The 13,709-nt window shown below is 36.2% G+C and carries 14 protein-coding genes; 3 read left to right on the top strand and 11 right to left on the bottom strand.

The window, feature by feature from the left end; translation table 11 throughout:
* Nucleotides 1-8 precede the first annotated feature (8 nt).
* The 4 genes from JZO71_RS06820 to JZO71_RS06805 form a co-directional block, all read right to left on the bottom strand.
* On the bottom strand, nucleotides 9-284 hold the full coding sequence (locus JZO71_RS06820) for a hypothetical protein (RefSeq protein ID WP_067484952.1): 276 nt from the start codon (nucleotides 282-284) through the stop codon (nucleotides 9-11).
* A 304-nt stretch (nucleotides 285-588) separates the two neighbouring features.
* Complete coding sequence (locus tag JZO71_RS06815) at nucleotides 589-1,044, bottom strand: hypothetical protein (protein WP_206898782.1); 456 nt, start codon at nucleotides 1,042-1,044, stop codon at nucleotides 589-591.
* A gap of 383 nt (nucleotides 1,045-1,427) precedes the next feature.
* Nucleotides 1,428-2,633 carry a CCA tRNA nucleotidyltransferase gene (locus JZO71_RS06810; RefSeq protein WP_206898781.1) on the bottom strand — a complete coding sequence of 402 codons (1,206 nt, stop codon included), beginning with the start codon at nucleotides 2,631-2,633 and terminating at the stop codon, nucleotides 1,428-1,430.
* A 37-nt stretch (nucleotides 2,634-2,670) separates the two neighbouring features.
* Nucleotides 2,671-3,018: a nucleotide pyrophosphohydrolase gene (locus JZO71_RS06805; RefSeq protein WP_206898780.1), complete on the bottom strand. Its 348-nt coding sequence runs from the start codon at nucleotides 3,016-3,018 to the stop codon at nucleotides 2,671-2,673.
* Between the two features lie 151 nt (nucleotides 3,019-3,169).
* On the opposite strand from JZO71_RS06805, the gene JZO71_RS06800 reads away from it, so the two are divergent.
* Nucleotides 3,170-4,060: a YitT family protein gene (locus tag JZO71_RS06800; RefSeq protein WP_206898779.1), complete on the top strand. Its 891-nt coding sequence runs from the start codon at nucleotides 3,170-3,172 to the stop codon at nucleotides 4,058-4,060.
* A 167-nt stretch (nucleotides 4,061-4,227) separates the two neighbouring features.
* On the opposite strand, the gene JZO71_RS06795 is transcribed toward JZO71_RS06800, so the two are convergent.
* From JZO71_RS06795 to JZO71_RS06785, 3 genes are read right to left on the bottom strand one after another with little or no spacing between them, the layout of a single operon-like run.
* Complete coding sequence (locus tag JZO71_RS06795; protein ID WP_206898778.1) at nucleotides 4,228-4,803, bottom strand: ReoY family proteolytic degradation factor; 576 nt, start codon at nucleotides 4,801-4,803, stop codon at nucleotides 4,228-4,230.
* A gap of 12 nt (nucleotides 4,804-4,815) precedes the next feature.
* Complete coding sequence (locus JZO71_RS06790) at nucleotides 4,816-6,069, bottom strand: tetratricopeptide repeat protein (protein WP_206898777.1); 1,254 nt, start codon at nucleotides 6,067-6,069, stop codon at nucleotides 4,816-4,818.
* The gene (locus JZO71_RS06785; RefSeq protein ID WP_430733283.1) at nucleotides 6,070-7,101 is read right to left on the bottom strand and encodes a hypothetical protein; all 1,032 of its coding nucleotides are present in this window, start codon (nucleotides 7,099-7,101) and stop codon (nucleotides 6,070-6,072) included.
* Between the two features lie 236 nt (nucleotides 7,102-7,337).
* Between JZO71_RS06785 and JZO71_RS06780 the strand changes: the two genes are divergently transcribed.
* A complete protein-coding gene (locus tag JZO71_RS06780) occupies nucleotides 7,338-7,712 on the top strand; it encodes a hypothetical protein (protein ID WP_206898775.1) in 375 nt (124 codons plus the stop codon).
* A 103-nt stretch (nucleotides 7,713-7,815) separates the two neighbouring features.
* Nucleotides 7,816-8,412, top strand: a complete 597-nt coding sequence (locus JZO71_RS06775) for a hypothetical protein (protein ID WP_206898774.1) — start codon at nucleotides 7,816-7,818, stop codon at nucleotides 8,410-8,412.
* Between the two features lie 243 nt (nucleotides 8,413-8,655).
* On the opposite strand, the gene JZO71_RS12490 is transcribed toward JZO71_RS06775, so the two are convergent.
* From JZO71_RS12490 to JZO71_RS06755, 4 genes are all read right to left on the bottom strand, one after another.
* Nucleotides 8,656-9,522, bottom strand: a complete 867-nt coding sequence (locus JZO71_RS12490; RefSeq protein ID WP_242590478.1) for a phage tail tip lysozyme — start codon at nucleotides 9,520-9,522, stop codon at nucleotides 8,656-8,658.
* Between the two features lie 29 nt (nucleotides 9,523-9,551).
* Nucleotides 9,552-10,526: a peptidoglycan recognition protein family protein gene (locus JZO71_RS06765; RefSeq protein WP_206898773.1), complete on the bottom strand. Its 975-nt coding sequence runs from the start codon at nucleotides 10,524-10,526 to the stop codon at nucleotides 9,552-9,554.
* Nucleotides 10,526-10,927: a phage holin family protein gene (locus JZO71_RS06760; RefSeq protein ID WP_206898772.1), complete on the bottom strand. Its 402-nt coding sequence runs from the start codon at nucleotides 10,925-10,927 to the stop codon at nucleotides 10,526-10,528. Before JZO71_RS06760 ends, JZO71_RS06765 begins: the two co-directional genes overlap by 1 nt.
* Nucleotides 10,928-11,000: 73 nt before the next feature.
* Nucleotides 11,001-13,709 (bottom strand): glycerophosphodiester phosphodiesterase family protein, encoded by a 2,709-nt coding sequence (locus JZO71_RS06755; protein ID WP_206898771.1) that lies wholly within the window; start codon nucleotides 13,707-13,709, stop codon nucleotides 11,001-11,003.

Raw genomic sequence — 13,709 nt, 5'->3', positions numbered from 1 at the left:
CATCTCCTCTATTTTTTATTTTGTGCAAGTACTTTTAAAAATTGTTCCTTTTTCTTCAAAATCTTACTTTCGACAGCTTCAGCTTGTACTTCATTGCCATCTAATTCACACTGTACTCGTTTTGATTCTAAACGAAGTAATTCATGTTTCAAACGTTCCATTTGACGATATGTTAAAATATTTTTCTTTCGTAAATAGCAAAGAATTCGACGACGATCTTCCATCGAAAATGCCCCATAGCGATCATGCAACAGTCTTTTTTGTTTTTCAAAACTCTCTCTCATTTTTCAGATCTCCTATATACAAACTGCACATCTGATAGCAAAACTTTGAACTCTTTTAATCGAGCTCATCCCTTGTCTCACTATTGTCCGTTTGCTGTTTACAATGATTTTTCAAGACCCTATTCTATTCCAAAAGATGCAAGATAGCAAGTTTTCCGCAAAAAAATTAAAAAGTTCTTTCAGAAAATAAAAATGAAGTTTTCATTTCACTGCACTAAGCAATTTTACAAATGAATGCAGCAAAAAATGTATCCATTTTTCACCCCATAGTTGAGGAAAAAACAAATACATTTTACTACTTTTTCTATTCGAAAAATTGTCCGTAAACTTCTTCTACACGTTGTTCAGGATTGATGACGATGTACAAGCTTCCAGTTTGTTCACTGATTTTTGTTGATTGATATTGATTATCCAAACCTTCTGTTCCTTTGTCCATGTAAGGGAAGTAAACCATATCAGGCGTACCATTACGATATAAAATTTCCATTCGTTCAATATCTTCATATTTTAACGCACGGCTAAACATGCCCATTTCTAAGCCGCCCAAGTTGATATCATGAGTTGCAACTGAGTCGCCTTCTTGAAAAATTTCGATTTTAAATCCAGCACATGGATGAATCTCAACAAATTCACTTCCCTTGATTCTTCCAAAGCTCGTTGTAATTTGTTTGATCCATAAGTCACCAATATGACGACGATCAATCGTCCAAGTTTCTCCATTACGGAAATAAAATTTTAGCGCTGTCATTTCTTTTTTCATAAAAAATCTCCTTCTTCCAAATAATAATCAGCATTGCACTACAAGTTTAGCATAACAAATGTAAGTGGTCACATTTTAAGTTCTAAAAATCAAGAGGTTATTGCTCCAACCGATTTGCTTCAAGCAATCAGGATATTTTTCTAAAAATAGTTTTTCATATTTTGATCAATAGAGAACTTATTGTTGAAGAAGCTGCTTGAGGAACACCGTGAATAGAAATTGTGCCTCAAAACATTTTTGCCCGACAATATAGCCAGACACAAAATAGCTCTTCCTGTATTGAAGTGGATGCAAGCTACTTGGAAAAGCTGTTTGGGAAACAATATTGATTCAGAAAAAGGGCCTGCAAAAATATTTTTTTGCCACGGCCCCTCTCTTATACTTTAATTACTGAGTTGCTCCTTCACGTAAGTCAATAATGCTTCACGCTCATTTTTCACTACTTGATTAATGACCGCTTCTTCTGCTGATTGCAGCGCCTCACTGACCCACTGACCTGGTTTTCGCTCCATCGTAGCTAGTAAAATTTTCCCATCAATCGCTAATTCTCGTAATGATTTGATTGGAAGTTCTTGATAATCTTTCTTCACTTTCGTAAGCTCAGGTGTTTTCTCAAAGTAAACCATTAACTCTTCTACTTGAACAGCTGCTGTTTCGCCTAGTTGATACAGAGACATTGGTAATAACGGTCCCTGTTGTCGCAAAGTCAATCCTTGAACTAACGCCTGTACCTCTTTGATCATTTGATTGGAGCACTTCCAACTTTTCAAAAAGGGGCGGACTGCTGAACCAGCTAGACCTAATTGATTTAGTAACAATGCCCATGCTTGACTTTCCGTTTTCAACGGAACTTCTGGCAAATCGGCCATTCGCAGTAAGGCCTCACCTTGCTCACTTAGATTTGGACAATAGATGTAACACTCGGTTTCAACAAATGCCTGTAAACCCGCTCGACGATTTTTTCCCAAAAGCATTTTAACAAATTCAATATTGATTCGCTCAACAGAAATTTTCCCCAATAAGGCATGGTTTTCTTTGATTGCTTCCACTGTTTCTAATTCTAATTCAAAGCCCAATTGACTAACGAATCGCAGCCCACGCATCATTCGTAGTGCATCTTCATGAAAACGTTCGTGAGGATTTCCTACAGCTCGTAAAACATGGTTATGTAAATCAGCCAACCCATCAAAAAGATCGATGATTTTTCCGTCTTCTTTTAAAGCAAATGCATTGATTGTAAAATCACGACGCTTTAGATCTTCCTCAAGCGAACGAACAAATTCCACTTTATCCGGACGTCGAAAATCTTGATAGGTCGATTCTGTTCGAAAGGTTGTGATCTCATATTGTTCTTCTTCTAAGACTAAAACGGTTCCGTGCTCAATGCCGACATCAATCGTTCGAGGGAATAGCGCTTTGATTTCTTGTGGGAACGCACTCGTTGCAATATCCACGTCATGAATTTCTTGATGTAACAAGATGTCGCGAACACTCCCACCGACAAAATAAGCTTCATATCCGGCATGTTCTAATTTTTGTAAAACTGGAATCGCCTTTTGGTACTCCAACGGTAATTGTTCTAATTTCATTTTTCTACCTCTTTAGTATTTCTCTTTGATAGGACGTTTATTCTTCGCCGCTTTGGCCATCTTTTCTCTCAAATCGATAATGATCTCTTTGATTGAACTTTTCCATATTTTTCTCAAAAGTTTCTGTCAAATCAATCTCTAGTGAATTAGCCATAATCATTGTAACAAAAAGCACATCGCCTAGCTCTTGTGCAACAGAATTTTCTTTCTCCGTTTTCTTTTTCGCTTTTTCACCATAAGAGTGGTTGACTTCTCGCGCAAGCTCGCCAACTTCTTCCGTCAAGCGTGCCATTTGCGCTAAAGGAGAAAAATAACCGACCTTGAATTGTTGGATATACTCATCCACTTCTATCTGCATACTTCTTAATGTCCGTTCGTTCTTCATAACGTTCCCCTTTCAAGACTATCCTAACAAAACTTTACAGTAAAACATAGTTAAGAGCAATTGTGAAAATGAAAATTACATGCTACATTAAATATTGAATTGAAAAAATTTTCTAACTTTGTCAGCTATTTTTATCGAAAGCAGGGATCACATGACATTATTAAAAACAATTAAAGAGGTTTTCTTTATTATTATTGGAACAAGTATCTATGCCTTTGGACTTGTTTATCTAAATATCGCAAATCACTTAGCTGAAGGGGGCGTTTCAGGGATTACTTTGATTTTACGCGCACTCTTTGGTATTGATCCCGCTTATACAACTTTACTTATCAATATTCCGTTGATTCTCATTGGTGGAAAAATTCTTGGTAGACGCTCACTAGCTTACACAATTCTAGGAACCGTTTCTTTATCAGCTGCTCTTTGGGTTTGGCAACGTGTCCCCATCGAGATCAATTTAGAACATGACTTATTGATTGTTGCTTTATTAGCAGGACTCATTGCTGGCGTGGGTAGCGGTTTGGTCTATCGTATGGGAGGAACGACTGGCGGTAGTGACATCATCGCACGTATTTTAGAAAAGAATTATGGTATTTCTATGGGGCGCTCATTACTCACTTTTGATATTATCGTTTTACTGGCTTCATTAACTTATCTTGATTTGAAACGAATGATGTACACCTTGATTGTTTCGTACGTGTTTAGTCGAGTGGTTGATTCGATTCTTGATGGTGGCTATTCCGCAAAAGGGCTACTAGTTGTTTCTAATAAAAGCGAAGAAATCGCACCGTTATTGATGACTGGTCTACAACGAGGCGTCACTTTTTTAAATGGTGAAGGTGGATTTTCTGGTTATTCGAAGAAAATAATTTACTTAGTTGTCAGTTCCAGTGAATTAGCTTCTGCCAAGCAAATCATCTATGAAATTGATGAACAAGCTTTTATTTCCGTCATTAATGTTCATGAAGTGGCCGGTGAAGGATTTACCTATTTAAAGCCTCAAGCGAAACGATTGACATTCAGACAAAAAAAAGGGCTGTGACAAAAATATTGTCACAGCCTTTCTTCCAAATCAACGGTGTTCTCAAAATAACTCTTCGAAATAACAAACAATTGAAAGCTATTTTACATGTCTGCTCGTTATCTTGTCGGAGCTAAACATTTTGCGCCACAACCTTATCCATGGTGTTCCCCAAGCAGCTTCTTTGATTAGCTAACGCCATTTTTATTTGACGCTTTTTGCGCATCTGCTAGAATTTGGCGATTGACTTCATCGGATAGTTTCAAGAACGCATCCTTATTTCCATCTTCTAATGCTTGATCAATTTGTGCGTAAAGCATCTTTAACTGTGCCTCTTGTTCTTTTGCTTGAAAGTATTTTTCAATTGCTTCTGTTTCTTCTTCTGCAATCGTTGAATCCCAAGTAGCAAAAGGATTATCTTCTAAAATCGATAGATATTCACTCGTTTGCCAAGCATCTTCAAAAAAACATTCCACGTACAACGGTTCCGTTCGATTCAATCGAATTTCATGAAAAATTTGATCCGTATCAGTAAATACTTTGCCTTTTAAAAACAACTTCATTGGTTCACCAGCTACAGACAAGTCGCTGATTTGTAAGCCACGGGAAGTTTGATCCGCCCCCTCAACAAAATGAACATTTTTCAAAATCGCTTCATGATTTGACAAGTAATTCAAAATCCAAAAAACTTCACGGCGACTAAACGAAACATGGTTCACCATCCACGTTAAGAAATTCTTTTTTTCTCGCACATTTATAAACATCTTGATCACCCCTTATGATAGATCATCTAATAAAGACAGGGCCTCCATATCTCCAGGTTCATGATGTAAGTAATGTTTTAATAGTTCTTTTGCTTGATCCAGTTTTCCTTCTTCACGTAAGAAAAATGCGTATTCTTTCAAGAAATCTGGTTCATGTTGCAACTCGTGGAAAGCTTGCTCATAATGGAGCGCTGCAACAGCAAAATCTTCTAATTCATTATACGCATGAGCCAAATTCCATTCGGCATATGGATTTGCTGTTTCTTCCATTTGGTTGACTGCATTAATAACATCTTCATAACGTTCTTCATTTAAGTAAAGATTACTTAAAGTCAATAACGTATCATCTTGTTTTTCTCCTAATTCAAGAGCTTGCAACAATAATTTTTCAGCACTTTCTTTGTCATGCAAACGAAAGGCGTTTTCAGAAGCCAAATGATACAGTTCGACTTGATAAGGATTTTCTTTGATTCCTTCTTCCAACACTGTTTGTGCTTCTTCAACCAATTCTTCTTCTTGTAGCGCTTGTCCTAAATACAAATAAAGTGATTGATAGTGCGGATTAACTGTCCGTAATTCTTGCAGATAATTGATTGCCTGTTGATTTTCTTTTAATTGTAAATTCGTAAAAGCTAACTGGAACAATCGATCATCTGTACGATCTTCTTCCAATGCTGCTTCTAATGGTTTGATTGCTGCTTCAAATTCACCTTGCATACTTAGTGATTGACCTAAACGTTCTTGCATCGAAATACCAGAAATTTCTTTGATCTGACTGTTTAACAAGTTGTCATAAATAACAGCGGCCTCTTTAAAACGGTCCACTGAAAAATACAATTCTGCTAAAGCAAATTGAATCAATGGCTCGTCGGGAAGTAAACTAGCTGCTTCTTTTAATTTCGCTTCGCTTACTTCTGGGATCCCGATTACTTGGTACAAGTCAGCAATGGCTAATAACGCTTGCGGATAATAATCACTCTCTTTACTTATCTTTTCTAGATACGTAAATGCTTCGTCAATTTCATTATCTTCAATCGCGATCTCTGCCAATGGAATATTTAAGCCATCATTTTCAGGATATTGTGTTACAAGTTGTTCAAAAATTTGTTTTGCTTCTTCCAAAAAGCCAATTGCTAGTAACTCTTCTCCTAATTCAGCTAAAACATCTGCTGGGTCTTCCTTTAAAGCCTGTACAAGCAATAGCTGTGCCTGTGCTAAATCTTCTTCAGACAAGGCTTGTAACATTTTTTCACTATACGTTTTCATTCAATTCCCTCTAATCTCGTTGACAATTTGTTGATATCTTGTCATCATTTTCAACAATTCATTCTCGCTCGGTGAATGGTATCCTTCTATTATACCAATTTTTTCTAAAACAAGAATCTTTTTGCTTTTTTCTGCTAAACTCAAGACATTTTCTAAATATTCAGCTTCAGATAGCTGTTCCAACCAATCAATTGGATAGCCAAGATGTTGCAACCAAATAAAAAAATTTTTCAATTGAAAAGAGATTTCATTTCGTTCGATATTCCAAACTAGTTGAAAAATCAATCCTAAAAATTTTTTCATACTTGCTGATAATAAATGTCCGTTTTCTGTTAGATAAAAAGCTTGCTCAAATAGTTTACCATAAGTTGCAAGATTTTCCGCCTCTTCTTGGTAAAAATGGACCAATTCTTCAAGCATCCCGGCAAAAGGTACATTGTGTAATTTTTGCTGGGTTGAGTAATTTTTGTATAAATTCTGTAAGAAACCATAATCACAAACCAATCCACAAACAATGAACGTTAAAAAGTCGATTTGTTTGCCTTCAACTTGGCGATCACTAATCGTTTGGTCATAGAAAATTTGTTCTGGCAAATTCTCTGTTTCTAAAACAGCCTGATAAGGCAACTGTAAAATGCTGCGTTTGTTTGTTAATGCTCCACCAAATGAACGAGCAGACACAGGAATCAACCAAAGTTTCGTTGTGAGAATCGTGTGTTTTTGAAAAAAACTAGCTAATTCCATCATTCCTTCATTTCCAAATCCAATCACAATCAGTTGCTGATTTTCCGGAAAACGTTTGACATAGTCTAAGAGATGCGCGAGTTCTGTTAAGTTATTACATTGCGCACTATTCGTACAAATATACCAATCAACATTCGCCTGATTTGCAAAAAATTGATTCATTTTTTCTGAAAACAAATCATAGTAACGCTGATTCGTTAAGAACAAGATTGGTTCTCTAATAGCCAATGGTTTTAGCAGACTGCTTAACGTTTCACCGTAAGAAATCGTTGTGGTTTGATCAACCATGGAAAACGTAAGTTCCAACACGCATCCCCCCTTTTCTTTATTTTACCATTATTCAGGAAAATCCTGAAAAGAAAAGAAAACTGATACAGCTTCTTCAACAAAAACGATAAACTGTTCACTCAAAAATAAGTACATGAACTGCGCAAACCATTCTTATGTATTTGTATTATACTAATAGTAAAAGAAAAAGTTTTCAAAAGTAACAAACGTCCAGAGGTGGAAAGAATGAAAAAATAATGTTGGTCAATATCCTTATTTGTTCCCTGTCGTTTCTAGTAAGCTGTGGTTCCAAAAATAGTTCTGAAAATTTATCATTCACAAACGAAACCACTTCAACAAACCAAATAGTTCCTCAGACAACTAGCACGCAATCAGAAACAATTTACCAAGAAAGAGCATCTTCAGAAAAAACTAATTATTATTACTCGATCAAAGCATCTTGGCAAGAACAAACGGATTATATTGAGTCATTAGAAGATCCTTATATCAAACACTCTGTTCAAACACCTAAAAGTGCAGCAACTGCTGAAGCAACTAAACTTCAAAGACAATATCCTGACGATGTTCAACAAATTGAAGAAGCATTGAAACAGGTATTAAGTGGAAAGTAAGCTTTTCCTACTTCATCTCTTCGTGTGCTGTACCACAAAAATATCTTATATTTACGAAACACTATTGAAGCGCTAAACTTAATAGTGAATGGAGGATTGAACGATGAAAACATGGCAAGTGATTGTAGGAGTATTGGCAGGAATCGTAGTATTAATTGGTGTTTTTATTTTAGGAATGCTTACTTTCCCATTGCTTACTTCAGAAAAACAGACAGCAACAGCATCAACATCTTTATCAACGCAAGTAGTCTATCAGACTGCTTCTTCAACTATTTCAACTGAAACAAGTCAACAAACAGGACAGACACAACCGGAAAAACAAGTATCAGAAGAACAAACATCAAAAGAACAGAAAGTACCAGAAGAGAAAGCTCCTGTCGATCCTGTATTAGCAAAAGCACTAACTACTGAAGCGATACCTTTAACAGAATTTACTTATAATCCTTATGATTTTGACTTAGACCAAGCCACGATTACAAATGGTACGGCTAAATGTATTGGGTGGATTCAAGCTGAAACCCCAGCTGGACTAATTGAAGTGGAATATCATTGCTTTGCTTGTGATAGCATCTGGACTGGCAAAAACTACACGTACGATTGGACAAATCAACAAGAAAGCGCTAGAATCACTAACTTTACAATTGTTGGGGAACCTTGTGAACATCAAAAAGCGTTAAAAAATAATGGGTATATTAGTTGATCATTTTTATTTCTATGTAGAACAAAACAGGGGCAAAAAATAAGCAACTTTAAGAAAGAATTGCTTTTTGATCACCTTTTATTTATGAAAACGTGCCTGAAACATAACCATTTTGATTCATGTTTCAGGCACGTTTCTGTTTTGTTTAATCAAAATTCGTGCAAATAAAGTTACTATGTCTGTTAAATTTTAGAGTTTATTTGTGTGTTTTTGTCGTTGTAAGATTGGCAGCTTTCTTAAATATCAGATTGTTAAATAAAACTCATTAAAACGAAAATCCTGATAGCCCCCCGCAGTATTTCCTGATTTATCATTTGTTCTACGAAACACTACATCAATTACTTTACCTTTAAATTGTGCTTTTGGAAATACACCTTGGATTCCATATTTCAATCCATTAGGTAACCCTAGATGGGCATTTACATCATCACGTACAATTCCTGGAGACATCCTTCTGTCCAATTCTTTTCCCGTATTATGATCTAATACCAAAACAAACCCATAGTTATAACCAGGGCCCATCCAACCACCTGCAGTAATATTACCCGTAGGTTGTTCTTTAAAAATTTCGATTTTTGCTTGTACACCATTCGAAATTTTAATTGATGAACTAGCAATAGCTTCATCATGGATTTCCTGTGGCGTTTTTCCTTCAGTACTTGAATTTTTAAATTTATTATACCAGTAGCGAGCCTGTGTTTGACGAACAGGTTGATTAGGATTGGCTGGTCTTTCATAATAACGAATAAAAATATCAGCTAACGTTTCAGGACTTTGTGTACTTTGAGTGAATTGTTTAAACGTCATTGATGGATGGTAAAATTGTTGACCATTTGCAACTTCCCACTCGATTCGTTTGCATTGACTAATCACATTTCGATAGTCTAACCCATTCCCTACGGCCCAATCAATATACTTAGTAGCTGGTGTCCATTGAACAAGACCATATCCACCGTACATGTTACCAACAATATCTGATTCCCAACGATCAGCAATAATCCCACTTTCCGACTGCATATTACCCAAAATTGCGGAAACTGCTTCCTTTGTCCATCCTTTGCTTGTCAAATAATCCCAAATTTGTTTTGCTGTTTGTTCTTGTGTTCCCATTTTTCTCTCTCCTTCAATTTTCATATTTTTTATCGTTCTGGTACAGTTAATACATACTCATCGAAATGAATATCCTTTGCTCCACCTATCGTATTTCCATCTTTATCATTTGTTCGTCTAAACATGATATACACCTTACGTCCCTTTAATTTTGTAATATCAAATGTACAATCTAATCCATATTTTGAGCCAAGAGGCAATCCATATGCTTGATTGACATCATCTCGTACGATTCCAGACGACAGCTTTCTTGCAAGTTCTTGTTTATTTGTTCCGTCCATTAAAAATACAAATCCATAACTATAACCTGGAATCATCCAGCCTGCTCCGCGGAAAGAACCAGTTGGATTTTCATTAAAAATGTCTAGTTTTGCAGTCATCCCATTAATCGTTTTTGCAGGACTTGCTGCAATAATTTCATCATGTTCATTGTTTCCTTCACTACTTCCATCAGGCTGCAAAGCTGGATTATTATAATATTTTTTGATTTGTGTAATAAAGTAATCTTGCATTTTACCAGTCACCTCTGTTGGTACGGCAAACGTCGAATCGTATCCACAATGTTCCATCAACGAGCGCTTCAGACATTCAGTTGCTGAAAACTGATGATGGCATTTAACTGTGTCACGATTGACTGGTAAGCCATAATAATGTAAGTCAATCGCAGCTTGCCAGAAAACATTTTGTTCTGCCTGTAGGAATACTGCTCTAGGCGTTTCGCGATTGCCACGTACTTCATAACCAAGGTAACTATTATTACCATCTGAATTCGCCACGTGCCAAGCACGATTGTAAGTGTCTTCCGTGCGAATAATTGTCTTTTCATCCACATAATAATGGGCAAAGCCAGCTTCTAATTGTTTAGCTGACATGGAAGCTAAACGATTCATTTCTTGTTCTGCTGTCGTGTTCGTCCAAGTATTGTGGATGACAACGCCTTTTACACTTCCCACCCGCTTACCTGCTACACCGCGGCAAACAGAATTATTGATAATTTTGACCATTATTTTTCCCCTCCATTTTCTTCGCCTTGTTTTTCTGATGTTTCTTTTAATTTACTAAAACGATTTTTGACAAATTCTGGTACAGGAATGCCTAACTGCCCTAGATTTTCAATCACTGAAATACCATAAACAGCAATATAAGAAAAAACAAACGCTGTTGCTACTCCTTCAAACCCCATAATTTTTAGATAAGGATAAGCAATCAAAACCAAACCAACAACGAGCAAATGTTTTACAATCCCCATTAAACCTTTCGTACTATTCGTTTCTTTAACAAAAATTCCTTTACAAATACCTGTCACAATATCTGCAATCACAATCCAAACAAAAATTTGGATGTAAATGTTATTTAGTAATCCTCGGAATTCTCCCAGAAGTACCGTATTATCAACTAACACCATGTTTCCCACCCTTCGCTTTCTATTTTGAGCATACAAAAAGCACTCAAAAGAGTGCTTTTTATTATATTTTTTATCAATCTACTTTGTATACACATGATCCAGCTGCCCACATTGTTCTGCCAGACCAGTTTAAACCAACGCTTAACGTTTTGGGAGTTCCGCTTTCTGGTGATAGTCGCCCCGTCACATCAAAAGTTCCAAATTGAACACCACTTGAATTTCTAATAGCACAATTATTGTATTGTCTGTACATCGGATTAGCCCAATCAGGTAACTCAGCGATTGCTTTGTTTTGATCATTAGCTCCAGTCGAAACATTGAAATTAAGATGTATCATACCACCTCCGATCTCTTCAACATAAGATTCTTTAAGTCTACCCGCGTCTATGCTTTCAGTGAAACCATTTAGTAATTTTAATTTTTGATAACGTAGATTTCCAGACAGACTATCAGTCGTAATATAATCCACTTTTAAATTTTTCATTACTTGGAATGAGGCATCTGGAACAGTCCAAACCGCAACTTTTACACCTGCTTGGTGCATCTTCGAAACAAACAACCAGTTAAGTCCTGCGTTATCATAATTCACACTCACTGCAGAAGGCAACCGCAATGCCAAAGCTTTATTTATCATATCTGTTGTGCTAATTGTTCCATTAAACAGAAACTGTAGCATGTTGTACGGAAAAATTTTTCTCAAATTAAGAAGAGTCTCGTAACTAAAGCTAATGAATACAATTTTATTAGTAATTCCGAAATCGTCTGCTAAACTTTTTATTTTTTTTAACTCATCAAGAGTATAATTTGATGAAGCTTTTAATTCTAAAACTGGAATCTTATTATTGTTTTTACAAATTGTTAGATATTCATCTAAATCTGGTGGTCTTTTTTCTACATCGCTCAATGCGTTCAGATTGGGACCAGTATCTATTCTTAAAGCCCTAAATTGAGCGTAAGTCATTTCTGTAATTTTTCCCGTTCCATTCGTTGTCCGGTCTACTGTTTCGTCATGCATCACTACCCATTTCCCATCTGATGTTAAGTGAATATCTGTTTCAATCCCCCAGTGACGTTTTACATTTTCAAATGCAACTGTACTGTTTTCCGGAAAATTCGTATTGTTCCCACGATGTGCGATCCATTCAAGCGATCCGTGTGTCTGGTCAATCATTCTTTGACGCTCAGCATCCAAATCTGAACTCATAGCTACTGTTTGCCATGGCTGAGCTAAAGTATTTGTGACTACTCTATATATTTGAGTGTACGGTGCTTGATACATCGTCAAAGTTTGACGCGCATATACACTACCAGCGCCACCTTGTATTTCCATATGCACATGTGCGTTAGCAAACTCAACTGGAAGTGTACTGTAGTCACTCATTGTTTTTAAGCTAGAGTTCGGTATATAATACCAACCTTTGTACAATCTAGCCCACTGTTCTAACCCATCTGGTCTAGTAGGTAAATCTTCTAATCTCCAACTGTCACCGTTGTCTTTAGTTGTCTTGTACATTTGAGCATCATCTTGTGATAAAGACTTACGCCATTTTGTGACATCATAGCCACTATCCGTTTTTACCACAATTCGCCAATATCTGGTTGGTGGTTGTACTTTTCCATCTAAGATATTGCTAGTGATTTTTTGAAGATAATTACCAAGAGAAGAGTTGGGAATATTTTCGATATATATCCCGTAAATAAACTCTGGTGGTAAACTAGAAAAATCGGTCATTGATTTGCTTTCGTTTGTGGTTAAATAATATATTCCTGTATTCTCACTTAATTCAAGGTAACTAGTTGCTTGTTTTCCAGTAGTCGTTGCTTCTGCTAACCTGTGCGCTGCACCTTGATAGTAGTTACTAGACAACATTGTACTATTTGTCTGTGCATATTCTGACCAAGGATTCCAGCTAACAGGTGCAGCTGATTCTTGCCTGCGATATAGGTGTCGAGTGCTCGCTACAGTACTCGACGTATTTCGATACCATTCTTGGACGACCATTCCGCTTGTATCTCCCGGATAAACAGTCAACCATCCTGAACCAGACATGCCAATTTGTCGAATGTAGTGATTAGCTGGAATAAAAGTGTTAGATTCTGCACTAGTAATATAGTAGTATCCCGGTCGCGTCAACTCATCAATGGTTGTTGGTAGATGATTTAAGTCAGCTAAACGCAGCGACTTACCGTCATCTCTCGTTAATTTTAATTTCTGAAAAGATTCAAAATTCAGCGAAGATAGCTTTTCGTTCAAATCATCAAACTTTTTATTTACTTCTGACGCGTTATCTTCCAACTCTTCAATTTTTTTTGCAGTTTTATCTTCAACGCTTTTTAACAATTGTTCAAAATCTTTAAAATAATAATCGCCATTTGATTGAACATCACTATCAATAACAGACTTTTCTATGTTAAATGTAAACGCCAAATTGTCGGTATGACTTCCATCAGGGAAATCAATATAGATATAAGCATCAACTTTTCCATTGTATGAAAGTAGCATTTCTGGAACTTGATATTTTACAGTACCTTGCATATAGCTCTCAGTAATAATTTGATTATCAAAAATTGGAAATTCTTTTTTCTCTTCCCCTTTAAAAATATACATAAACAAACGAACAGTTGCTCCGAACAAGTCAGTTGGGCTTCCATCTTGATTCTGTATTTGGAATTGTAGAAAACCGGCATTTTTATCGTATGATTTAAAAGTAAATCCAGTGATAGTTACTGGTGAATTTTTGGGTTTTGTAGGTACTATAATTTTTCCTATTTTTTTTGACAT

The organism is Candidatus Enterococcus courvalinii (assembly GCF_017315945.1).
GTDB classification, from domain to species: domain Bacteria; phylum Bacillota; class Bacilli; order Lactobacillales; family Enterococcaceae; genus Enterococcus_B; species Enterococcus_B courvalinii.
The sequence above is the reverse complement of the archived record's forward strand: the minus strand, read 5'-3'. Positions and strand labels throughout refer to the sequence as shown.